We start from the raw sequence: 25,976 nt of genomic DNA on the forward strand, positions 1-25,976 counted from the left end.
TGGATTCTGAGTAGAGAATTTGAAAATATAAAATCATTATGAAGTGATACATCGGTGGAATATGACAAAATCATATTAATTCTTTGCGCAAGCTCATCTAAGCATCGGATGACTGACCCGTTAATTTGAACACAGTACTTTAACAGAGCCTAAATCAAAATAACTTCACCAAGAGTTTAACCTCCATGGGTTTAAGTTCTATTGATATAGAACCATTAGCAGAGTAATGTGTATCTGCCTTATAATTACTAAGTAAACTTTTGAAGTGACCTCTTATCTCTCCAAACTCTACCTTTATTGTCCTATCTATGTTTCTATTTATAGCAACTAAGATACAACTATTCTTATAGGTTCTTTCAAAACATATTACATCATCATTAGTATGAAAGAACTTAAGTTCACCTCGCTTAAGTACAAGGCTATTTGATCTAATACTAGCAAGCCTTTTATACCAGCTCAATATTTCCTTATTTTCTCTTCCCCAAGGATAAGCCCTTCTATTATCAGGATCTCGTCCTCCTTTAAGGCCTGCTTCATCTCCATAATATATTACAGGTACTCCTGGAAAAGTCATCTGGAATGCTGCTGCTAGCTTAACCATACTTGTAGCAATGCTATCATTATTGTATCTATTGTTAAATACAGTGTATATTCTCTCAGTATCATGTGTACCTAATATATTCATTGACGCATAAAAATTTTCCTTGGGATAATTCTCATATAAGCTCATAAATCTTTTAATAAGCCATTGAGAACCTATATCTCTATTAAAAAAAGAAATTATATTGTCTCTAAAAGGATAGCCCATAACAGAGTCAAGCTCTTTTCCATATAAGTACTCCCTCTTTTGTCCGTAGCTTACTTTATTAGATGCATCTTCCCATACTTCACCTATAAGTACACCATCTTCCTTAGTCTCTCTTATTCTTTTCTTAATAGCTTTTATAAAATCATCTGGTAGTTCATCAGCTACATCAAGCCTCCACCCTGATGCACCCAACTTCATCCATTTTACTATTACAGAATCGTCCTTATTTACTATATAATCCATATATGAAAGATTCAATTCATCTACATTTGGCATATTATCAAAGCCCCACCAGCTTTCATAATCATCTGGATAATTTTTAAATCTGTACCATTGGTAATATACAGATTGTCTAGACTGATACGCACCTATGGTTTCATAGTTTCCTTGCTTATTAAAATATATACTATCAGAACCTGTATGACTAAAAACACCATCTAATATTAATCTTATCCCTAACTTTTTCGCTTCACCGCAAAGCTCCTTAAATATATTGTCATCACCAAACATAGGATCTATATTCTTATAATTAGAAGTATCATATTTGTGAGAACTAGGAGATTCAAATATAGGATTTAGATAAACAGTAGTAACTCCCAGTGATTTTATATAGCTTAGCTTTTTTACTATCCCTTTTAAATTACCTCCGAAGAAATCCCATCTTAGTATCTTACCACTATTATCTCTTATATACATAGGCTCATCATACCAATTTCCATATATAAAAGAATTTTTCTTTGGATTGCTTACTACACCATTATCATTACCATTAAAAAATCTATCAACAAAGATTTGATAGATAATTCCTTCCTTATACCAATTAGGGACAGAACTATCTTCATAAACCGTTATCTGATAAAATCTAGGATTTTCATAATATATCTGACCTATACCACCTAAACCTTCATTATTGTTGCCATAATACAAGCTTTGGCTACCTCTTTTAAGTATAAAATAATAGCTTAGTATTCCTGTTGTTTTAGCAGTAAATTTAGTTTTAAAGAAGCATGTATTATATTGACCTTCCTTATGAAACATCTCCATATTTATATTTTGTCTCTGTCCATCAAAATAAATAAGCTCTATAAATGCTTCTTGGCATCCTTGTGTTTCAATTACAATGCTTATTTCGGTATCTATTTTAACTGCTCCAAATGGATTTCTATAGTAAGTATTTTGAGAATCATGCAATATATAAAAATTATCCATGCCACTATCCTTCCTAAAGTACAGCTGATAAACTAATCTTTTAATATTTGGGGTTAAGTGGTACATCTTTAAAAGACTCCTCTTATAGTTAGAGGAGTTTTTTAAGCTTATAAGATTAAAGCCTTTGTAAAAATGCTAAAATCAGCTACCAATATAACCTACAAATTCTTATATAGATATCCAGATCCCCATATTCCTGTTGCATATTCCTGTATAGTTCTATCAGAAGAAAAGACACCTGAATGAGCTATATTTACTGCAGCCATACTTTGCCATTTATTTTTATCTCTATAAATACTATCTACTTTATCCTGAGCTTTTACGTATGAGTCAAAATCTTTTAGAACAAAAAATTCATCATTATAGGTTAACAAATGTTCAAAAACTGTTTTAAATCTATCTTTGTCAGAAGAATAATAACCATTTATTATGTCTTGAGTGACTCTTCTTAGTCTTGGATCACTATTGCAGGTGTCACATGAAGAATATCCGCCTTTTGAGTAATAATCTAAAACTTCCCTTTCAGTCAATCCAAATATTATTATATTATCGTCTCCAACCTCATCTCTTATCTCTACATTTGCTCCATCCAAAGTAGCAACTGTTATGGCACCATTCATCATAAACTTCATGTTAGAAGTTCCAGATGCTTCTTTTGTGGTCGTAGATATCTGTTCACTTACATCTGTAGCTGGTATTATATCTTCAGCTTGTGATACTCTGTAATTCTCCATGTAAACAACTTTAATTTTATCTTTCACTCTCTTATCATTATTTACTTTTTCACCTACTGCGTTTATAAGCTCTATAGTTTTCTTAGCAAGATAATAGCCTGGTGCTGCCTTTCCTGCAAAGATGAAGGTTCTAGGAACTATATCTAAATCCGGATTGTCTAAAAGCCTGTTATAAAGATCCATTATTCTTAGACAATTAAGTGTTTGCCTCTTATACGCATGTAATCTCTTTACCTGAACATCAAATATAGAATTAGGATCTACTTTTATTCCATTAGAATCATATATGATTTTTGCTAATGCCTTCTTGTTATTATTCTTTATATCATAAAGTTTCTCAAGAACCGGTGTACTTTTCGAAAACTTTTCAAAATTTTCAAGGTCTGTAGGATGTTTTATCCAACTTTCTCCAATAGTGTCTATAAGCAAAGCTGTAAGCTCTGGATTTGACTTAATTAGCCATCTTCTATGAGTTATACCATTGGTCTTATTGTTAAACTTTCTTGGAAACAGATAGTAAAACTCTTTCATTTCTTGTTTTTTCAATATTTCTGTATGAAGCTTAGCAACACCATTTACGCTATGGCTTCCTACTATAGCAAGGTTTGCCATTCTAACATAGTTATCACCTATTATAGACATCTTGGATATCTTATCCCATTGTCCAATATACTTGTTCCATAGTTCTTCACAAAATCTTCTATTGATTTCTTCAACTATCAAGTATATTCTTGGCAGAAGCTTTTTAAACATATCAACGGGCCATTTTTCTAATGCTTCAGCAAGTATTGTGTGATTGGTATAAGAAATAGTGTTGGTAGTTATTCTCCAAGCATCTTCCCAAGACATACCTTCTTCATCCATAAGAATCCTCATTAGCTCAGGAATAGCTAGAGTTGGGTGAGTATCATTAATATGAATAGCAAGCAGATCATCAAGATTCAAAAGATTATGCCCATTATCCTTAAAGTACCTTATTATGCTTTGTATCCCTGCAGATACAAAGAAGTACTGCTGCTTAAGTCTTAGAATCTTTCCTTCATAAAATGTATCATCAGGATAAAGTACATGGGATATAGCCTCTACAGAATTTTTATATTCTATTGCCTTTAAAAAGTCACCTCTGCTAAAAGATGAAAAATCAAATTCATTTGATACTGGCTCAGCACTCCAAAGTCTTAAAGTGTTTACGACATCATTCTTATAGCCTACTACAGGAGTATCATAAGGTATAGCCAAAACTGGTTCATAATTGACATGAGTAAAAGTTAATCTTCCATTAACTTCTTCTACTCTTACCTCCCCACCAAACTTAACTATTTCAGACTTATCCGGCTTCTTTATCTCCCATACGTTACCTTCCCTAAGCCAATAGTCTGGTGCCTCAACCTGAGCACCATTTATTATTTTTTGCTCAAAGAACCCATATTTATATCTAATTCCACAGCCATGTCCTGGAATATTAAGCGATGCCATAGAATCTAAAAAGCAGGCTGCAAGTCTTCCTAACCCACCGTTTCCAAGTCCTTGATCATGCTCAAATTCCTCAAGCTCTCTAAGATCTATATTTAATTCACCCAAAGCTTCCTTACATATATCTCTGATACCTAGATTTAAGAGCGCATCTCCCAAAAGTCTTCCTAGCAAAAATTCCATGGAGAAATAATAAACTTGTTTTTCGCCTGTTTCGTTATATCTTTTATTTGTATCTATCCAAGCTTTAGCAACATAGTCTCTAACTAAACTTCCTAATGTTTCATACTTATTTTGCTGAGTTCCCTTCTCTAATTCCTTGCCGTGAAGTTCTAAAAATTTCTTAAGATAGTCTTTTTTAAAGGCGTCCTTGTCTATGTTAAACATATCTATTCCTCCCTTATCCTAATCTAATAATATTTATTAAACTAGAAATTAATAAATAATAAACTGCTACTACTGCCTCTTAAATCATTTCTATCACTATATATTTATATGATTTTATATTTATTTAGTTATAAAATTATATAAAGTTTTAATTTTAAATTTTTATTTCTCTTAAAGGGCCTAGAGGAGTTTTTAAAAATAGTTTTTAAATTAATATATTTTTAGTATAGTAAAGAATCATAAAGTCCTTTATAGTCTCCTGCAGCCTTTTCCCAGCTGTTATCGGAAATCATTGCATGTCTAATAAGCCCATCCCAAACTTGCTTATTATAATAAGATTGTATAGCGTACTCTATTGTAGTCAGCAACTCATGACTTACATAATTTCTAAAGCTAAAGCCATTTCCTTCTCCATTGAATTTATTATAAGGAATAACTGTATCCTTTAAGCCTCCAGTCTCTCTTACTATTGGAATAGTTCCATATCTTAAAGCTATCAATTGTCCAAGCCCACAAGGCTCAAATAACGACGGCATAAGGAACATATCTGCTCCAGCGTATATCCTATGGGCTAATTCATCACTGAACATTAGATTAGTTGACACCTTATCAGGATATCTATATTGTAAATTTCTAAAATGATCTTCGTACCATCTATCTCCTGTTCCTAAAACCACTAACTGAACATTATGCTGCAAAAGCCTATCTGCTATATTTACTACCAAGTCCATACCTTTCTGATTAGTAAGTCTTGATACTATACCTATCATAGGTGCATCTTCTCTCTGCGGTAACCCAAGCTGTTTTTGAAGCTCTATTTTGTTTATCTTCTTATCCTGTATTCTATCTAAATTATAATTTTTAAATATATATTCATCATTTTCAGGATTATACCTCTCATAATCTATGCCGTTTAATATTCCTGAAAGTACATTGTTCCTCACTCTTAAAAGTCCATCCAGCTTTTCCCCATAATATTCGCTTTGAATTTCTGATGCATAGGTATAACTAACTGTAGATATTCTATCAGAATAGTTTATACCTCCCTTCATAAAACTTACTCCACCATATAGCTCTAAACTACCGTTATCATATGGTTCCATGTCATACCCAAAAAGTTCTTGCAAAATCTCTGGATCGTAAGTCCCTTGAAAAAGTAGGTTATGAATGGAATACACTGTTTTTATATTAGAGTAAAACATATCCTTACTGTATTCTAATTTTAAAAGCACAGGAATCATTCCAGTTTGCCAATCATTGCAATGTATTATGTCTGGTTTAAAATCTAACTCTTTAATAGCATTGAGCACTGCTCTATCAAAGAATGCAAATCTCTCTCCATCATCATAGTAGCCGTATAACCCATCTCTGCAGAAGTATCTTTCATTGTCTATAAAATAAAAGGTTACATTATCATATTGATATTGAAAAACTCCACAGTAAGAGTTTCTCCAACCAACTGGAACCATAAACCACTTAGAAAAATAAAGTTCATCCTTAAATTTGTCTTTTATATTTTTATATTTAGGTATTATAACTCTCGCATCAACTCCCTGTTTTACCAAGGCTTTTGGTAGAGCTCCCATAACATCCCCTAGCCCACCTGTCTTTATAAACGGATCTGCTTCAGACGCTACGAAAAGTACTTTTAGCATCTCATTTACCTCCCTTGAATTTATGATAGATATAGCTTAAACCTTAGAGTTCAATTTTTTCATCGCTTATATCTATAGCTTTATCAAATTTTAAAACCTCAGTATAAACCTCCTCATAAGTCTCCTCTATATCATTTATTATATTTATTGGTTTTAATATTAATGTTGCCATTGGAGGCACTTTTATCTTTAATTTGTACTTTTGATTATGCCAAGAGGCTTTTTCAGAGAATAAAACCTCATCTATTATTTGTCCTGATCCTCCGTATTCCTTACTATCAGTATTAAATACCTCTTTATAATCTCCTAGATAAGGAACCCCTATGTTAAAGTCGTAATAGACCACTGAAGTAAAATTACAAACATAAATTAATGTATCCAAAGGATTGTCTGTCTTTCTCATAAATACTATAATACTCTGAGTTGCATTATTGGCATCTATCCACTCAAATCCCTTTGGATCATAGTCAAATTTCCATAGTGCTTCATTATCTATATAAAATCTATTTATATCTTTAAAAAATTGCTTTGTATCTCTATGCATATCAAACTTTTCTGCAAGTTCAAACTCTAAACCTTCATGATTTCTCCATTCAATAAACTGACCAAATTCGCTTCCCATGAAGAGTAGTTTCTTACCTGGATGAGCAAGCATATAGGATATGAACAGTCTAAGGCCAGCAAACTTATTCCAATAATCTCCCCACATTTTATCTACCAAGGACTTCTTTCCATGGACTACTTCATCATGAGATATTGGTAAGATAAAGTTCTCGGAATAGTTGTACATCATAGAAAAAGTTATTAAGTTATGATGATACTTTCTATATATTGGATCTATCTTAATATACCTAAGCATATCGTTCATCCAGCCCATATTCCATTTAAAGTTGAATCCAAGCCCTCCTATTTCTCCTGGCTTAGTGACCATAGGCCAAGAAGTAGACTCCTCTGCAATAATTAATACATTATTCTCTTCCTTGAATATTGCTCTGTTTAGGCACCTTAAAAATTCGATAGCTTCAAGGTTTTCGTGACCACCATATTTGTTAGGTCTCCACTCTCCATTTCTTCTGTCATAATCAAGATATAGCATATTAGCTACTGCATCCACCCTAAGGCCATCCACGTGAAATTCCTTTATCCAGTAGATAGCATTAGATATAAGAAAGCTTCTAACCTCTGACTTGCCCAAATCAAAGTTTGCTGCTCCCCATCCCTTATTTTCCTGCTTCCAGCCTTCTTTATATTCATAAGTAGGAGTTCCATCAAACATATATAATCCATGCAAATCCTTGCAAAAATGTCCTGGTACCCAATCTAGAATTACACCTATATTTTCCTTATGGAAAGCATCTACTAAAGCTCTAAAATCATCTGGACTTCCATATCTGCTTGTTACTGAGTAATACCCTGTGATTTGGTATCCCCAGGAATCATCTAAAGGATGTTCCATCACCGGCATTAACTCTACATGGGTATATCCATGTTCACTAACATAACCTGGAAGTATATCTGCAAGCTCACTGTAACTATAAAAACTTCCATCCTCTTTTCTCTTCCAAGAGCCAAGATGAACTTCATATATATTTATTGGACTTTGATACACGTTAGCTTTTTTACGATTTTCTATCCAGGAATCATCCTTCCATGAATACTCTGAACTTGCTGTAACTATTGAGGCTGTATTAGGTCTAAGTTCCGACTTAAATGCATAAGGATCAGACTTTAATATAGCCTTATCTGCTTCTTTACTTTTTACTGCATATTTATATACAATAGCTTCACCTATATTAGGAATAAATCCACTCCACAAACCAGCATCACTAACTCTTTCTAGTTCATTTTCACTCTTGATTTGCCACGAGCTAAAATCTCCAGTAACACTTACCGAAGCTGCATTAGGTGCCCAGGTAGTAAACCTTACACCATTAACTCCATCTTCCTTAACTAAATGAGCGCCCATAAACTTATAACTATCATAATGACTTCCTTCATGAAATAGATAGATATTAAAGTCTGAAATGAAGTCATTTACTTTATTCTTGTGCTCTATTATCTCTTTTTGGCTAACATTATCCTTGTCCATATTTTGTATATCTTCAACTAATCCTACTGCACTCTCAGCAATCTTAGTTTTAGCTCTGCTCCTAGTAGGCTTGACCTCTTTTTCTATAACAGTAGCTTTAGCCTTATCTGTTCTTTTTGAAGTTTTCTTAGCCTTCTTCTCATTGTCAACTTTTGATTTTTGTGCAGTAACTTCTAAATTGTCCTCTTTCTTTTTTGTTGACCTCTTAGTTCTTGATACTTTCTTAGTAGCTTTATCATCATCACTGGCAACTTCAGTATTGGGATCTATATTCTTACTAACTCCTTCTGTTTTTGCTTTTCTAGTTCTAACTGTTTTCTTTTTTGCTCCGTTTTCCTTCTGGGCTAATTCTTTTGTTTCTACTACCTCTTCAGCAATAAGGTTCTCCGAATTATTTTCTAACTTGCTCATAAATCATGCCCCCAATATCAAATTATTTTCCATATTTTACTATATTCTACAAAAAGGCTTTATCACCTTCATTGGAAGTTTAAATGAAACGTTAAAGAATCAAATTTATAATACATTCAAATGAAACCGTTTATAAATTGTAAATCTTAAACATTTTTAAATGGCGACATAATATTTTTTACTGTTTACCCTAAATATCTACTCCAAAACCTTGATATTACTAGGTTTAGCTAGCAAAAAAGTTTATACTTTCATTAACAGTAAAAAAAATTACCACTGATTTATATTCTATGAATGTTTTTTTCTACTTATTCTAAGATTATTTATAATTATATATAAAAATATGCCAGTTAGATTCGAAACATAATATCACATAATTTTGCCATATAACTGCCACAAAAAGCTCGTATTATTTAATTAATCCCTTAATAATTAAATTATTAGACATCCACAATACAGAAATTAGACTAAGAAATTTAACATTAATCTTTTCCCTAAGAAAAAAATTACTAATGCCTATGCATTAGTAATTTTTTTTCATTTATTTTAATTAGCTATTTCTTTTTTCTTTACAGCTTCTCCTAAATAAGCATTTTTTATATCTTCATTTTTAAGAAGCTCTTCTCCTGTACCTTCCATTATTATCTTCCCAGTTTCCAGTACATAGCCATAATCAGCTGCCTTTAAAGCAAGGTTTGCATTTTGTTCTATTAATAGTATAGTAACGCCCTGTCTTCTTATCTCTTGAATTATATTGAAGATATCTTTAACTATTATAGGTGCAAGCCCTAGAGATGGTTCATCCATCATAAGAAGCTTTGGTCTTGCCATTAAAGCTCGACCAAGTGCAAGCATCTGCTGTTCCCCTCCTGACAGGGTACCTGCAAGCTGCCACTTTCTTTCCTCTAATCTTGGAAATAATTCATAGATCCATTTAATATCCTTTTCTATTTCCTTTTTGTCCTTCCTAAAATAAGCTCCTAATTTAATGTTTTCTAGAACTGTGAGATTAGGAAAAACCCTTCTTCCTTCGGGAACTAAATTAAGTCCTAACTTTGGTATATCCTCTGTCTTTTTATTAGTTATATCAACACCATCATAAATTATCTTTCCTGATTTAACCTTAGTTAGACCAACTGTAGCTCTCAAAGTAGTACTTTTCCCAGCTCCGTTAGCTCCAACTAAAGTAACTATCTTGCCCTGCTCTACATTTATAGATATACCCTTTAGAGCCTCTATAGCCCCATAAGATACTACTAAATCTTCTATCTTAAGCATCTTCCTTCACCCCCAAGTAAGCCTCAATAACCTTTGAATTGTTTTGAATTTCATAAGGTGTTCCATGAGCTATTGTAACTCCGTGATCCAGCACATATATTCTATCTGATATGCCCATAACTAAAGGCATATGATGCTCTATCATAAATATAGTTAGTCCAAATTCATTTCTTATCTCATTTATAAAGCTGGTAAGCTCATCTGACTCTTTAGGGTTCATGCCTGCAGCTGGTTCATCTAAAAGCATTATTTCAGGATTAGTTGCTAGCCCTCTAGCTATCTCTAATCTTCTTTGCTTACCATAGGGTAAAGAACTAGCCTTCTCGTCTTTCAAGTCGTAAAGATCTACTCTCTTAAGCAATTCTAATGACTTTTCAATCATTTCCTTTTCTTCTCTTCTATATCTAGGTAGCTTAAACATCCCTTCTAAAAACATCGACTTTAAATGAAGATGATTAGCTATAAGAACATTATCTAATACAGAAAGCTCCCCAAAAAGCCTTATATTTTGAAAAGTTCTAGCTATCCCTTTTTTAGTTATGGCATCTGGCTTCAAACCAGATATCTTTTCTTTGTTCAAAAATATCTTTCCTTCAGTAGGAGTATAAACCCCAGTTATCATATTGAAGGCAGTGGTTTTTCCTGCCCCGTTAGGCCCAATCAGTGCAACTATTTCTCCCTTATTTAGCTCTAAACTAAAGTCTTTAACGGCAGTAAGTCCACCAAATTTCATTGTTATTTTGTCAGCACTAAGCAACTTCATCTTGGCTTCCTCCTTTTTTGCTTCTAAACAGCCCCAGTAGACCATTCCAGGAAAATTCTTTATTACCCATTAGGCCCTTACTAAAGAACAGTACTGCAATCATTAAAAGTGCTGAAAACACCACCATTCTTGTACCAGCTACACCTTTTATTCTATAACCTCCTATAGTTATAGTTTCATCCAGAAATCTTAAAGCTTCTCCAGCTATAGTTATTATGAAAGATGCTATTATAGTTCCGGTTATACTTCCCATTCCACCTAAGACTATTATCAACAGTATATTGAAGGTAAGCATAAACTTAAACATTGAAGGATCTATTGTTCCCAACGAATTTGAAAGCAATCCTCCACCTACCCCTGCAAAGAAAGCCCCTATTGTAAAAGCCAAAGTTTTATTTCTAAAAAGATTTATTCCCATGCTTTCAGCAGCTATCTCATCTTCTCTTATTGCTTTAAGAGCTCTTCCAAAACTACTATTAATAAATGATACCATTAATATTACAGTAATTATAAATATACCAAAGCTCCACCATATATTAGTAGTAACAGGAATTCCCTTTAAGCCTAATGCACCATTCGTTATAGACTGAGTGTTATTTATTATAACTCTTATAATTTCTGCAAACCCAAGTGTTGCTATAGCCAAGTAATCTCCCTTTAATCTTAAGGCTGGAGCACCTATAAGGTATGCTATAAAAGCTGAAATCAAACCTGCTACTATAAGTGCTACTGGGAAAGGCATTTGTAAGTTTGCTAAAGGCTTAGCTATAGGCTGCATAAAAAAGTTCTGAGCTTTCATAGCTGGTGACATGGTTAATAATGCAGTGGTATATGCACCTATAGCTATAAATCCCGCATGTCCCAAAGAAAACAGTCCTGTAAATCCATTAATCAAGTTCATACTTAAAGCCAAAATAGCATATATAGCACATAGATTTAAAATTCTTGTTTTATATGGATCAAAGTTCTTATCCGCATATACTAAAAATAGTATAAGTAGAACAAATGAACTTGCTGTAAGTATTAAATTTCTCTTTTTCATCATCTACACCTTCTCTGAAATCCTTTCACCCATTATTCCTGTTGGCTTAAATAGCAATATAACTATTAAAAGCACAAAAGCAAAAGCATCTCTATAGCCAGTAAGTCCAGGGAAAATTGCAACTAACATTATCTCCCCTACCCCTAACACAAAGCCACCTACAACTGCACCAGTTATATTTCCTATTCCTCCTATAACAGCAGCTATAAAACATTTAAGTCCAGGCATAACTCCCATAAGCGGATTTATATTTGGGAACTTAAGACCCCACATTATACTTCCGATAGCTGCTAAACCAGAACCAATTGCAAAAGTTAAGGTTATTATTCTATTTATATTTATAGTCATTAATGATGATATTTCATAATCCTTAGAAACAGCTCTCATGGCCATTCCAACTTTTGTGTGGTTTACAATATATAATAATAAAAATAATATAATTACGGTTGCTACTGGAATTATAATAGTAAGTCTTTGTATTGAAACCGATCCAAGCTTTATAACATCAGTAAATAGTGGAACCTGGGGGAAAGCCTTAGGAACTCCACCAAATAAAACAGTTCCTAGGTTTTCTAAGAAGAAGGAAACTCCTATGGCAGATATAAGTATAGATATCTTTGGAGCATTTCTTATAGGTTTATAAGCAACCTTTTCTATAACAACCCCAAGAATAATAGTAAGTAGTATGGCTAATAATACCGAAGCATACCATGGCATAGCAAAAACTGCTATTCCATAAAAGGTAAAGTATGCAGCCATCATAAATATGTCACCGTGGGCAAAATTTATAAGTCTTAATATTCCATAAACCATAGTGTATCCTATAGCTATCAATGCATATAAGCTACCTAATGATATTCCATTTGCTAAATGCTGCAAAAATGTCCCCATTCTTAATTTCATCTCCTTAAAGTATTGAGAACCTACATAAAGTTGGTCCTCAAAATTTTTATTTTGTTGGTTCTACCGTATCTAGGTAAGTAAACTTACCAGCCTTAACAGTCTTTATAATTGCTGCTTTTATTGCATTTCTATCTTCATCAAAATTGATTACACCAGTTGCCCCTTGGAAGTCTTTAGTCTTAGCAAGCTCATCTCTCAACTTAACAGAGTCATTTGAGCCTGATCTCTTAAGTGCATCTACCAGTATTAGATATGAATCATAACCAAGAGCAGACATTGCAGAAGCATCTTTTCCACTATATTCTTTCTTATATTCTTCTAAGAATTTTTCTGATTCCTTTGTAACTGGTTTTTCTGTTGCAAAGGCAGTTGAAAATACTGCTCCTTCTACAGCTTGACCACCTATCTTTAAGAAATCTGGTGTTTCCCAAGTATCTCCACCTATTATAGGGACCTTTATACCTAAATCTCTTGCTTGCTTAATTAAAAGAGCTGATTCTGTAAAGTTACCAGGCGCAAAGATTACATCTGGATTTTGTGACTTTATATTAGTTAATTGAGCACTAAAATCTTGATCTCCAGTATTATAGTTTGATGTTGAAACTATTGCTTTGCTATCACCACTAAGCTTTGTGAATGAATCATTAAAATACTTTGCAAGCCCAACTGCATAGTCATTAGAAACTTCTTGTACAATTGCCACCTTCTTAGCATTAAGCTTTGAGTAAGCATAATTAGCCATTACAGTACCTTGGAAAGGATCTATAAAGCAAACTCTAAAATAATAATCATTTCCCTTAGTAACTAACGGATTTGTTGCTGAAGTTGCAACTGTTGGTATCTTTGCATTCTTTATTATGTCTCCAGCTGCCATAGAGAGAGAGCTTCCATAACTGCCTATTATAGCTGTAACCTTTTCTTTTTCTACAAGCCTTGAAGCAGCATTAGATGCTTCTACTTTATCGGATTTATTATCAACTACTACTAGTTCAATCTTTTTTCCATTCACTTCTGGATAAAGCTTATTTGCAAGTTTTATTCCTTCCACTTCTAATTCTCCACCACCGGCATTAGCTCCAGTAAGTGGTTCAAAAACACCAATTTTTATAGTATCGCTATTGCTGCTTGCACTTGAATCGGATACCTTCTCAACCTGACAACCTGAAAGAACTACTCCCGCTGTCAGCACTGCACTTATGATAATCGCAATTTTTTTCTTCATCTTTCTTCTTCCCCCTGCATAATATCTACTATTTGAATAATTCCTATCTTTAGTAGATTATTCTGTTCATTGTAGATTACTGTTCTTGAAAATACGGAGAATCAGCTTAAAGCTAATCCCCCCTCTGTTACTTTGCTGGTTCTACTATATCTAGATAGGAGAACTTACCGTCTTTAACCTGCTTAATCACTGCTGATTTTACCGCATTTCTATCTTCATCAAAGTTAACAACCCCAGCTGCACCTTGAAAGTCTTTAGTCTTTGTAAGCTCATCTCTTAACTTAACAGAGTCGGTTGATCCTGTTCTCTTAAGACCATCCACTAATAGCAGATATGCATCATATGCAAGTGCAGATACAGCTGCCGGTTCTTTTCCGTTATACTCCTTCTTATATGCATCTAAAAACTTCTCCGACTCTTTAGTTATAGGTTTTTCCGTAGCAAAGAAAGTAGAGAATACTGATCCTTCAACTGCACTGCCACCTATTTTTAAAAAGTCCGGAGTTTCCCAAGTATCGCCTCCAACTATTGGACACTTTATCCCTAGGTCTCTAGCTTGTTTTATTAAAAGAGCTGATTCAGTAAAGTTGCCAGGAGCAAAAATCACATCTGGATTTTGTGTCTTTATATTTGTTAGCTGAGCAGTGAAATCTTGATCACCAGTATTATAATTCGATGTGGATAATACAGCCTTACTATCACCAGTCAGTTTTGTAAACGAGTCAGTAAAATACTTTGCAAGTCCAACTGCATAATCGTTAGAAACTTCTTGTACAATTGCCACCTTCTTAGCATTAAGCTTTGAATAAGCATAATTAGCCATTACTGTTCCTTGGAAAGGATCTATAAAACAAACTCTAAAGTAATACTCATTTCCCTTAGTAACCAGCGGATTCGTTGCTGATGTTGCAACTGTAGGTATTTTAGCATTTTTTATTATATCTCCAGCGGCCATTGATAATGAACTTCCCCAACTTCCTATAATAGCCGTTACTTTTTCTTTCTCCACAAGCCTTGAAGCAGCATTTGACGCTTCTACCTTATCTGATTTATTATCAACTACTACTAGTTCAATCTTTTTGCCGTTGACTTCAGGATAAAGCTTGTTTGCAAGTTTTATTCCTTCAACTTCTAATTCTCCTCCACCTGCATTCGCACCGGTAAGAGGTTCAAAAACCCCAATCTTTATTGTATCGCTACTACTTTCCTTTGAATCTGATACTTTTTCAACCTGGCAGCTTGTAAGGAAAGTTCCCACTGCCAATACTGCACTTATTAGAACAGCTAATTTCCTTTTCATTTTTTAATCCCCCTCATAAATTTACGAATTATTGCTTATTGCTTCACTTAAACTCTATATCTTGGTGTTTATTTTATATCAGCACTTTATTTTCTGTCAATTGAAAATTAGTCTTGCGTTTTTATTCAAAACTTCATTTTTGTTTACATACTATACATCTTTGTATATATTTATTATATTGCCAATATTAATCCAAAATCATTAACACATTGTTTGATATTTAAGCTAATTTTTATTATTCTATCATAAAAATACACATTTTATTATTTGTCCTCCACTGGAGTACACATGTGTTTCTTCAATTGAACTAAATTGATTTGATTTTTTGTAAACAAATTATGCAATTTCTTTTTTTTAATTATTCAGATAAATTATTGTCAAATGTAAACGTATTACCCTAATATATACCATATATTTCATTTAAAAGTTTCTATAATTATGTTAAAATATTCATTATAACATTCGTTTTTTTACTAAAAAGGGGGCTACTGTATGAAAAGGAACAATAATTCCATCAAACTTACTACCAAGATTTCTTTCATCTTTTTAGTACTTCTTTCATTATTACTTGTAATAGGATTAAGTGAAATATTTAACTTAAGGTCAGTTAATGATAACTTAAAACACATCTATTCAGTAAATATGAAAGCTATAGAAGATGTAAGAACTCTGAGAGAGAACGTTCAAGAATCTCAACTTAACACCTTATTGGCAGCTGATCAAAGAAATAGTTACAATCTAACTAGATATAATGACGAAATCAATTCCATAAACATGGAAAATAGCAGCATAATGCAACAATATGAAACGTCAGTAACTTCAAGCAAAGAAAAATCTTTATTAAAAGATTTAAAAATGATGTTAGATGATTATATAAAAGCTAGAGATGAAGTCTTAGATGCTGTGAAACTTGGAGACTATTCAAAAGCTAAAGAACTAATAACTAATGTTACATTAAAGAGAGATTCAGTAGATAACACTATTAAAAGTATAGTATTATTTAATCAAAACGAAGCTAGACAGGCTTATGAAGATTCTAAGAGTACATACAATTCATCCTTAACCACAACTTACATAATATTAGGAATATCTTTAACTTTAGCTGCTATTTGTTCAGCTTACTTAAGATCTTATATATCAAAGAAACTAAAGTCTATAATAAGCTTTACTGAAAGGTTAAAAAATGGGGATTTATCAACCACAGTGAAGGTAAAAAACATGGATGAATTCGGAGTAATAGAAAATTCATTAAATGAAACTGTTTCATCACTAAGACAGGTTATATCAGAAATAAATAATAGTGCTGTTAATTTAAGTTCCTCAAGCGAAGAACTATCTGCAACCATAGAGGAAGTAACCTCAAAGGTAGACACTATTAATGAAAGCATACAGCACATAGGAAGCGGTGTTCAGGAGCTAACTTCAAGTATAGAAGAAGTAAATTACTCTACTGATAAGATAACTTCACAGGTGACAGATTTAGGCTCCAATGCAGATGATAGTTATAACTCTGCAAAGGATATAGAAGCGAGAGCATCAAAACTTAAAGCTAATTCTACTGAGCTAGTAAATAATTCTAAAGACTTGTACCACTCTAATCAAGAAGCTGTCTTAAGCTCCATAGAGCAAGGAAAAGTAGTTTCAGAAATTAAAGTAATGGCAACAACTATAACACAAATAGCCGATCAGACAAACCTTCTAGCACTTAATGCAATGATAGAATCAGCAAGAGCTGGTGAAGCCGGAAGAGGTTTTGCGGTAGTTGCTGGAGAAATAATAAAACTAGCAGATAGTTCTATGGCTGCAGTTAAAAATATAACTAAAATAACAGATCAGATAGAGTCAGCATTTAAGAATCTATCTAGTAACGCTAACAATATACTCAAATATATCGAAGATACAGTTACACCTAACAATGAAGAAATGATAAATATAGGTTATCAATACGGTGATGACGCTAAACTGGTAGCTGATATCTCAAAAAAATTCCACCAATCTTCTTCATCTATAAAAGGGATTGTCAACAAAATTAATACAGAAATCGAGAATATAAGTGCAATGTCTCAACAAACAAATGCTTCTTCTCAAGAAATTATAGAAAGTATATCAGAAACAGCTTCAGCTATAGAGGAAGTAAGTCGAACTGCTACCTCTCAAGCTGAACTAGCTCAAAAACTAACTATCTTAACCAGCAAATTCACTCTTTAATACTGGCCTCTGTTCTTAAAGATAGCAAAAACTCCACTGAATGAGACTTATTCAGTGGAGTTTTTGCTAATGTTTAATGAATCTAGTTTAACATGAAATAAGACTAATAAATAATAATGTTATTCTTTAACATCATAAATCAATTTGATACTTTCAACTACTTTTACAGGTAACTCTTGCTTCAATGCCCTTTGTAATAACCCAAAACTCTCAACACCATTTTCCTTCAAGTAATCTTCTATCATCTTAATCTTACTCTCTCTTCCAGGCATTAGCTGATATAGTACATACCAGTCCTCCAAAGAGCTTAGCGGAAGTACCGAATCATTTACTTTTTTGTTTTCTACTATAGCCTCTTCATCAAGTATAAACCTATATATACCATAATCATGTCTTAATGCAAAATTGCACATTACATCTACGTATGTATTTTTTACTATATATGTATAAAAATACTCTGTTAAAAACGGCTCCATATTCTCTTTATTTTCTTCTATCCCTATTTCGTCAAAAATCTTCTTTGCCCTAACTATATCTTTTTCATCAATTATTATATCTATATCGTTAGGTTTATCTACAATTCCATGAAAATAAAGCAATACAGACGATCCTATAACCCATCTTATGTCATTTGCATTAAGCTTATCAGCAATATAGTACAAATCTTCAAATTTCAAATTAATCTTCTCCCTCTACAAGCTTATTATTAATAGTAATGGCATAGTGTATTAAATATAGAATAAACATAAATCCACCAAAAAGTATCGTAAAATAAAAGCTTTTCCTATTTATATTATTTAATAATATTATGAATATATTTTTAGGCTTAGTTATGATATCCCAACTATTCCATCGTATAAAGCGTCCTAGATATATAGCGTACCCACTTATTATATTAATAAGAAATACAATAAGCCAAGACTTAGCAAAACCAAGCTTACGAAAGAAAGTTTTATGAGCCTTGTTTAACGCAATAAATCCTACAATATATCCTAACCATACACCAATAGCGATATTAACAAAATCAAGCCAAATTTTAAAGTTATCATTGAACATTATTCTATTTGTAATAGCATAATTGGGGTGAATAGGCCTACTTAAAACATACTTATTGCCTATAATATGAATAAAATCTGTAACCATATATGGTGAATTAGGATAAAATAGAATCCATAATATCCATAGAATATAGTTTATCACAAATACATTCTTTGCTTTAAAAGAATTATTGATTCTTATTATTAAATCAATAATCTCTAATGGGATCCATGCTAGAAAAAGATTCCAAACCATAAAATAAGGACTTTTGTATGGCGATATAAATATCCATAAAGAATATATAATACTGATAGCTCTTAGCATATTTTTTGTTGTAATCAAACTATTTGTATTAGATTTCAAAGTATCACTCCATTTTATAGATCAATTTTATCGTGTATCTATATATTATACATCTTTAATTCTTATTATGTTTACATAAAGGTAAAAAATGTTAACCTAGAAATTACAAAATTGCAGAGATAAGCTAATCCCTGCAATTCTAAAACTTCATTATTCTATCTAACTCTAAATTATTATATATCTGTATCACTTAATACCAAAACTTATATTTTTAAAACAACTACTTTTTACACAAGGAATAACTATACATATATTCCTTTACTTAAATACCTATCTCCTCTATCTGGGAAAACAGTGACTATATTGCCCTTGTCTACCTTTTCTGCAAGCTTAAGTGCCGCTGACAATGCTGCTCCTGACGAGCTACCAACTATTATTCCCTCTTTATGAGCAAGCTCTCTAACTAACCTAAAAGCTTCTTCATCATTAACCTTTATTATATCATCTACTAAATCCATATCCATAGTTTTCGGGATGAAATCATTGCCTATCCCCTCTATATTATAACATCCTGCTGTGCCGCCTCCCATTGTTGAGCCCTCAGGATCAGCTAAAATGCCTTTTATCCTACTATCTTGCTCTTTAAGATATTTTGCTATACCAGTATAAGTGCCCCCGCTACCAGCTCCTGCAACAAAATAATCTATATTGCCCTCTAAGGCCTCATATATCTCTGGCCCTGTTGTTTCATAATGAGCTAATGGATTATATATATTTTCAAACTGCTTTAAACTTATAGAATCCTCTATAGTAGCCAAAAGGTCCTCGGCCTTAGCTACAGCCCCAAGCATCCCTAGCTCTCTAGGCGTATTTATAACCTTAGCACCTAATGCCCTCATAAGCATTTGTTTTTCTTCTGAAAACTTTGTTGGAACTACGAATATTATATTATATCCTCTGTTTATTGCTGCTAGCGCAACCCCTAAGCCAGTATTGCCAGCTGTTGCTTCTATTATAGTATATCCTTCCTTCAGTGTTCCTTCATCTTCAGCAGCTTTTATCATATATTCGCCAATTCTATCTTTTACACTTCCACCAGGATTCCAATATTCTAGCTTAGCAAATATATTAACATCCTTCTTTAAGTTAAAGTGATTCAATTTAATAATAGGAGTATTCCCTATTAACTCCCTAATATCATCTATATATTTCATACCTCTCACCTTCTCAATTTCATCAATAAGTCTTAATAAGCTCATTAAAGCATAAGATGACTAACTACTTAATTAATTTCAATACTCAATCTTAATATAGCCTAGAATTACTACTGCTATATTCTTGATTTATCTAATGCATTTTGTATATCTTTAATTAGATCCTCTTCGCTTTCTATTCCTATTGAAAGTCTAATTAGATTATCAACTATTCCAACATTTTGTCTTATCTCATAAGGTATAGATCCATGTGTCATAGATGCTGGGTGGCAAACTAGGGATTCTACTCCACCAAGGCTTTCTCCAAAAGTTACTACCTCTAAAGATTCTACAAACTTCTTATAATCATAGCTATCTTTAAGGACAAAGGATATTACTCCTCCAAAGCCACTTGCTTGCCTTTTATGAGTATCATGTCCAGAATGGCTTTCAAGTCCTGGATAGTACACCTTCTCTATTTCTTCTCTACCATTTAAATATCTAGCTATAACATCAGCATTTTTATTATGTCTATCCATTCTCACAGCTAAAGTTTTTATTCCTCTTATTAATAAGAATGAATCAAAAGGAGCTAAAACGCCGCCTGTAGAATTCTGAATGAAGTGAAGTCTTTCACTTAGCTCAGAATTATTTACTACAACAAGTCCCGCTACTAGATCACTATGACCACCTAAATATTTAGTTGCACTATGAACTACTATATCTGCTCCTAACTCAATTGGTCTTTGAAGATAAGGTGTCATAAAAGTATTGTCTACAACTGTTAATATAGACTTTTCCTTAGCTATTTTTGAAACAGCTTGTATATCAGTAATATCCATAAGAGGATTAGTGGGTGTCTCTATGAATATAGCCTTAACTTTATCATCTATACTCGCCCTAACTTCTTCAAGATCTGTAGTATTAACTATGCCATAGGATATATCAAAATTCTTAAACACCTTATCTAATACTCTGAAGGTACCGCCATAAAGGTTATTTGATATCAATAGTTTATCTCCTGACTTAAATAGAGATACCACTGCGGTTATTGCTGCCATTCCTGAAGCAAAAGCATATCCTGCATAACCTCTTTCTAGTTCAGCAATTAACTTTTCTACCGCTTCTCTTGTAGGATTTCCTGTTCTCGAATATTCATATCCTTTATTTACCCCAAAACCTGGCTGCTTATATGTGGAAGTCTGAAATATAGGTACATTAACCGCTCCTGTTCTTTCATCTCCATCTATTCCTCCGTGTATAAGTAATGATTCAAAATTCATATGCTTTTCCTCCTAATATTTAAGTTTATATCTGTTACAATTCTATTTATATATACAATTACTTCTGAACTATAAAGTTCTATACGTTAAAATAATCTTTTATGAATCACCTCATAAAATTCTATAAGCACTAAAATCCTTAATGAAGTGATTCATATTTAAATTTATCTTTTTACTGCTGTAGCCATAAATATTCCTGGATTAGTAAATTCACCTTTACTTGAATATCCCTCACATCGTAATCCAGTGTCTATGACACTTATATCTGTAAATCCAGCATTGCTTAACCACTGTTTTATCTGCTCTTCTGAGAAACCAAGCCATTCATCAAACATTTCTTCCTTTGCCCACTCACCATCATGTTGATATACATCTGATATTAAAACCGTTCCGTTTAGCTTTAATACTCTGTACATTTCTTTAATCGCTTTTTCAGCATCAACAATATGATGCAAAGCCATATTAATAAATACACCGTCTATAGAATCATCAAACAAAGCTAAATCATCAAGAGATGACTTTATAGGATATATATTTTTTAGTCCTTTACTATTCGCAGAACCCTTAAGTTCTCTTAGCATGTTGTAAGATCTATCTAAAGAAAACACCATAGCTGATTTTTCCGCAAGGCCCAAAGATACGAATCCAGTTCCACATCCTAAATCAGCCACTACCTTACCTTTTATATCAAATTTAGATACTATTCTATCTCTTACCTCATCTTTAAAATACTCACTTCTCATAGTATTCCACTTATTTGCTATACTATCAAAATACTGATTAGAATTCATAATATTCTCTCCTTTCAAAATAAAAGTATTATTTAGACAATTAAAATTGTAATATTATTCAATAATAGAATTACTCTATAGGTATCCAACTTCAACTATTAATTTATATATGCCCCATAATTCTCAGAAGCCCGTATTATCGAACGTACATAAATTAAGTTTTCGTAAAGTATACCTATCATAGGAAATTCAGAATAATAGAATGGTTCTAATATTAAGATAAAATAAAAAACTCCTACCTCTAATATATAGAGGCAGAAGTTATATTCCGCGATTCCACTCTAATTAACCCTAATTATTCAAAAGAAAATAAGGTTATCTCATAATTTAGGTACACTTATAATCCTATACCCTAACGCTGTAACAGGCGTACCTGCTGCCGTCTACTATAATTCGAGGCAGTGCTCAAAGATGCATTCACATAAGTTTTACTAAAAATCTCTTTCAGCCAATGGAGATTTATCTCTGATAGCTATGCTTATGCTACTATTTCTTATCATAGCGCTATTCCTATCTTTCCTATCAACTTTCTAGGTTATACTATAATAATATGCTGAACTTAAAAATTTGTCAACAAAAAAATATACTTTTTTTACTATTAATTTTAGCACTTAACTTTAACAATAACTTAATTCTTACTAAGATATTGATCACCAAACAGTAGATCATATTGTATTAATTTATAATCTTTTACAGCCTCTTCATTTTGAATATTTCTACTGTTTATATGATTTTGTAAATAAGGATGAGTTTTTCTTACTTCATCTAATATATTAAAATAAACGGGATATGAAACCTTGGATTCTTTTAGTATATGTAATGATAACTGAGCTGGAGATATTATTGGTTCTATATTAGATATAGATTTATAGTTAGACCAAGCTGCTAAAGGAGTTGTATAAGAATTAATATCCGCTTCTATTCTCTCCTTATCTTTAAAATAATTTAGTGCATTGTACACATCATAATTACCAGCAGGACTACCTAACCTTGGAAGATGATCTCCAAAATAATATACTAGTGTTGGTCTTCCACATTCCTTTAAGCTACTAATTAATCTTCCAAAAGCTTGGTCTGCATCATATATACCAGATGCATAATTACTTATAACAGAAAGTTCAGTTTCATTTAATTTATCTGAATATGTGTTTACCTCTAGCTTATCGTATTCCTTATAATAAGGGTCGTGATTTTGCATAGTTACCGCAAAGATAAACTTAGGTCTATCTCCATCATTAAGCTGTTTTAATATCTTATCCACTAATTTATCGTCAGAAACATTAGTACCTTTGCAGTCATTATTTTTATCAAACCCCTCTATGTCTATAAATTTTTTAAACCCGAAATATTTATATACCTTATCTCTATTATAAAAGGTTCCATCATTAGGATGAATTGCTATAGTTTCATAATCATTTCTATCAAAAACTGTGGCTATACTAGGAGTGGTTCTCCTAAGATACACATTGTATGGCATCACACCTGGACTTGTAAAGTAATTCGACAGCCCAGTTAAAGCCTCAAACTCAACATTCGCAGTACCTCCCCCAAATACTGGAGATAATATATTTCCTTTTTCATTGGCTCTTATATTTCCCATTATATCTTTATCAAACTTAACTCCATTAAGCCTTGTAGGATCCCAAAAACTTTCGCTCATTATAAGTACAACATTTGGCTTTGTATCAATATCTGATAGAACCTCTACTTCCTTGTGGTTATTAAGCTTATTAACTATATTATCTATCTTTTCCTTGGAGTATTCCTCAGGCTTATCTGCTAAGTAATTTTTATAGTCGCTCATCAAAAAATAATTTTCTAAAAAAATCCCATTTTGTAAGGTATCCTGCTTTCCAATATACCAGGACTTACCTAGTCCTAAATCAACTAAACTCTTGGTGTAGCTTAAATAATAAATACTACATCCTGTCACAATAACAGAGAGCATAATCATAACAAAATCAGGCTTAGGCATAAAGAGTAACATGATTTTCTTTCTAAACTTAATAATTATAAGTAAAGAGAGTACTATAGCAATAGCCATAAATATCATAATCCTATAATCAATGTACCTAGCTCCAATCATATAAGCATCTTTAATCAAATATATATCCCAGGGATAAAATGGCTCATCAAAATACTTCAATTTAATAAAATTAGCTATTAAAAATGCACATGAAAAGAAATAAAACAATAATCTTCCAAGATTTGCTCCTATTAAAGAGATTAACAACATATTTATAACAATTAGAACTAGCATATTTATTAATTGTCTCATATCAAAAAACTTTGCAATATCATAGATTAATTGATTCTTTAATATACAATCTCCAGAATAAGCTATAAGTGTTATTAATATTAATGTAGTATTTAGATTTAAGACAACATTCTTCCTAAAAGTTCTACTGTGTAATGAACTGGCTTGCTTACCTCTTTTTACAATCACGCCTAATAACCTGTATAATAAATACCCAACAGACATAGCTACAATTGCTGAATAAATATATACAAAAAGCGCTACTAATGATGTCTTGACATCATTAGTTAAGATGTTAAGTACTAAAACTCCTTTACCGCTACTAAAAACATCTTCTAATCTTGAAATTTTATCTAATATAAAAGCATTTATGGGGATACTAATCCCTATTAATAAATCTTGTTTTAAATTGCCATAGGTAGAGCTTTCTCTAGACATATAGCCAACTAGATAAATTGGATAAAACAATACTACAAATAGATCTAAATCTATCCATGCCTTATCTAATAGAAATATTCCTGATACTCCAATCACATACAAAATCAAAAAAATATATTTATTTTTGATTAATAGCCTTGTCAATACATACCAAGCAACGCATGATAAAAATAGTACATTTAACAAGTACGCATTAGATCTTATATTAAAATTAATAAACGCTAAGTTTATTATTGATATAATTAATACTGATTTAATATTTATCGACGCTTTCAATATACCAAGGCAAAATACAATTCCCATTTCAACGACTAATAGATATACTCCTGTTAAAACATCATTATATTGCGAAACATTCAACAATGAAGCTCCCACAAGTAGAGATATTATTAATATGGTATTTATGTTTTTTCTTATGTACCTTAACATTGCAAAGTATCCCTCCTAGGAAATTCTCTGTAATTAAGATACCCAACAATGACATAAATATCCGTATGCCAATAAAAAAGGTTACTGAAGCGATTTTCTTCAGTAACCTTTTTTGCACATCTGCCTTTCTGAATGTATATGAGCAAAATCTAGCAGGCGAATATGATTTATTTTTTTACTATTTATTCTAAATAGTATCTCTAACCCCTCGATATTGCTAGATTTAGATATTAAAAAATTATATACTTTCCTAGATAGCAAAAAAGGTAAGGTTTGTATTACTGTTAAACCTTACCTTTACTATTAAGCATATTCTTTATAAAATCGTTATACTGAGGTTGCGAAATCATATAGCTTTTTTCACCAGAGAATAATATATATCCATCTCTACAAGGGCACATGCTAAAACAGTTTTTAGACTTTAAATACACGTCTAGTGTATCCGTAACCCCTTTAGGATTAGGACCATCGTACTGCTGCACTTCATCTCCTGAAGTATTAATAATTTTAACCAAAGCTTGTACCTCATCCTTAGATAAAACTCTAGTACTTACACCAGTATAAGACAATTCTACTTTATCTATTTTATCCATAGTAATATTCTTAATCTTAATAAAATCCATTTCTTTTTCTTTTGAATTACATCCTAGTAAATTGCATGAAATTACAATCAACATTAAAATAATAATAGCTTTGAATCTTCCATTTTTCAAATTTAATCACCACACAAAAAGCACTTCAATTATAGTACGGTTAATAATT

General features: G+C 32.2%; 18 protein-coding genes and 1 other annotated feature. Of the genes, 1 reads left to right on the top strand and 17 read right to left on the bottom strand.

The window, feature by feature from the left end:
* Positions 1-154: 154 nt before the first annotated feature.
* The 10 genes from C1I91_RS27460 to C1I91_RS27500 form a co-directional block, all read right to left on the bottom strand.
* Positions 155-2,017: a glycoside hydrolase family 13 protein gene (locus C1I91_RS27460; RefSeq protein ID WP_128215777.1), complete on the bottom strand. Its 1,863-nt coding sequence runs from the start codon at positions 2,015-2,017 to the stop codon at positions 155-157.
* Positions 2,018-2,175: 158 nt separating this feature from the next.
* A complete protein-coding gene (locus C1I91_RS27465; protein ID WP_128215778.1) occupies positions 2,176-4,611 on the bottom strand; it encodes a glycogen/starch/alpha-glucan phosphorylase in 2,436 nt (811 codons plus the stop codon).
* A gap of 221 nt (positions 4,612-4,832) precedes the next feature.
* Complete coding sequence (gene glgA, locus C1I91_RS27470) at positions 4,833-6,266, bottom strand: glycogen synthase GlgA (RefSeq protein WP_128215779.1); 1,434 nt, start codon at positions 6,264-6,266, stop codon at positions 4,833-4,835.
* 43 nt (positions 6,267-6,309) lie between these two features.
* On the bottom strand, positions 6,310-8,355 hold the full coding sequence (gene glgB / locus C1I91_RS27475; protein WP_420808492.1) for a 1,4-alpha-glucan branching protein GlgB: 2,046 nt from the start codon (positions 8,353-8,355) through the stop codon (positions 6,310-6,312).
* A 957-nt stretch (positions 8,356-9,312) separates the two neighbouring features.
* Positions 9,313-10,044, bottom strand: coding sequence for an ABC transporter ATP-binding protein (locus tag C1I91_RS27480; protein ID WP_128215781.1), 732 nt, complete (start codon positions 10,042-10,044; stop codon positions 9,313-9,315).
* The gene (locus tag C1I91_RS27485; protein WP_128215782.1) at positions 10,037-10,807 is read right to left on the bottom strand and encodes an ABC transporter ATP-binding protein; all 771 of its coding nucleotides are present in this window, start codon (positions 10,805-10,807) and stop codon (positions 10,037-10,039) included. The genes C1I91_RS27480 and C1I91_RS27485 overlap by 8 nt, the downstream gene beginning before the upstream one ends.
* Positions 10,794-11,849, bottom strand: coding sequence for a branched-chain amino acid ABC transporter permease (locus C1I91_RS28650; protein ID WP_205694261.1), 1,056 nt, complete (start codon positions 11,847-11,849; stop codon positions 10,794-10,796). The genes C1I91_RS27485 and C1I91_RS28650 overlap by 14 nt, the downstream gene beginning before the upstream one ends.
* 3 nt (positions 11,850-11,852) lie before the next feature.
* The gene (locus C1I91_RS28655; RefSeq protein WP_238475897.1) at positions 11,853-12,740 is read right to left on the bottom strand and encodes a branched-chain amino acid ABC transporter permease; all 888 of its coding nucleotides are present in this window, start codon (positions 12,738-12,740) and stop codon (positions 11,853-11,855) included.
* Positions 12,741-12,798: 58 nt separating this feature from the next.
* Positions 12,799-13,974 carry an ABC transporter substrate-binding protein gene (locus tag C1I91_RS27495; RefSeq protein ID WP_128215783.1) on the bottom strand — a complete coding sequence of 392 codons (1,176 nt, stop codon included), beginning with the start codon at positions 13,972-13,974 and terminating at the stop codon, positions 12,799-12,801.
* 127 nt (positions 13,975-14,101) lie between these two features.
* A complete protein-coding gene (locus C1I91_RS27500) occupies positions 14,102-15,274 on the bottom strand; it encodes an ABC transporter substrate-binding protein (protein WP_128215784.1) in 1,173 nt (390 codons plus the stop codon).
* A 492-nt stretch (positions 15,275-15,766) separates the two neighbouring features.
* Between C1I91_RS27500 and C1I91_RS27505 the strand changes: the two genes are divergently transcribed.
* Entirely contained in the window at positions 15,767-17,482 is a 1,716-nt protein-coding gene (locus C1I91_RS27505) for a methyl-accepting chemotaxis protein (RefSeq protein ID WP_128215785.1), read from the top strand.
* A gap of 119 nt (positions 17,483-17,601) precedes the next feature.
* On the opposite strand, the gene C1I91_RS27510 is transcribed toward C1I91_RS27505, so the two are convergent.
* The 7 genes from C1I91_RS27510 to C1I91_RS27540 form a co-directional block, all read right to left on the bottom strand.
* Positions 17,602-18,159 (bottom strand): nucleotidyltransferase, encoded by a 558-nt coding sequence (locus tag C1I91_RS27510; protein WP_164880688.1) that lies wholly within the window; start codon positions 18,157-18,159, stop codon positions 17,602-17,604.
* Between the two features lies 1 nt (position 18,160).
* Positions 18,161-18,844 (bottom strand): DUF1361 domain-containing protein, encoded by a 684-nt coding sequence (locus C1I91_RS27515; RefSeq protein ID WP_338032631.1) that lies wholly within the window; start codon positions 18,842-18,844, stop codon positions 18,161-18,163.
* A gap of 281 nt (positions 18,845-19,125) precedes the next feature.
* Positions 19,126-20,037: a PLP-dependent cysteine synthase family protein gene (locus C1I91_RS27520; protein ID WP_128215788.1), complete on the bottom strand. Its 912-nt coding sequence runs from the start codon at positions 20,035-20,037 to the stop codon at positions 19,126-19,128.
* Between the two features lie 116 nt (positions 20,038-20,153).
* A complete protein-coding gene (locus tag C1I91_RS27525) occupies positions 20,154-21,299 on the bottom strand; it encodes a trans-sulfuration enzyme family protein (RefSeq protein WP_128215789.1) in 1,146 nt (381 codons plus the stop codon).
* A 164-nt stretch (positions 21,300-21,463) separates the two neighbouring features.
* Positions 21,464-22,090 carry a class I SAM-dependent methyltransferase gene (locus tag C1I91_RS27530; protein WP_128215790.1) on the bottom strand — a complete coding sequence of 209 codons (627 nt, stop codon included), beginning with the start codon at positions 22,088-22,090 and terminating at the stop codon, positions 21,464-21,466.
* 247 nt (positions 22,091-22,337) lie between these two features.
* Positions 22,338-22,599, bottom strand: a binding site (T-box leader).
* 119 nt (positions 22,600-22,718) lie between these two features.
* Positions 22,719-25,214, bottom strand: a complete 2,496-nt coding sequence (locus tag C1I91_RS27535; RefSeq protein WP_128215791.1) for an LTA synthase family protein — start codon at positions 25,212-25,214, stop codon at positions 22,719-22,721.
* 284 nt (positions 25,215-25,498) lie between these two features.
* Positions 25,499-25,927 carry a hypothetical protein gene (locus C1I91_RS27540; RefSeq protein ID WP_128215792.1) on the bottom strand — a complete coding sequence of 143 codons (429 nt, stop codon included), beginning with the start codon at positions 25,925-25,927 and terminating at the stop codon, positions 25,499-25,501.
* Positions 25,928-25,976 lie beyond the last annotated feature (49 nt).

Origin of the sequence: Clostridium manihotivorum (genome assembly GCF_004015185.1) — a bacterium.
In the GTDB taxonomy this organism is placed as follows: domain Bacteria; phylum Bacillota; class Clostridia; order Clostridiales; family Clostridiaceae; genus Clostridium_AR; species Clostridium_AR manihotivorum.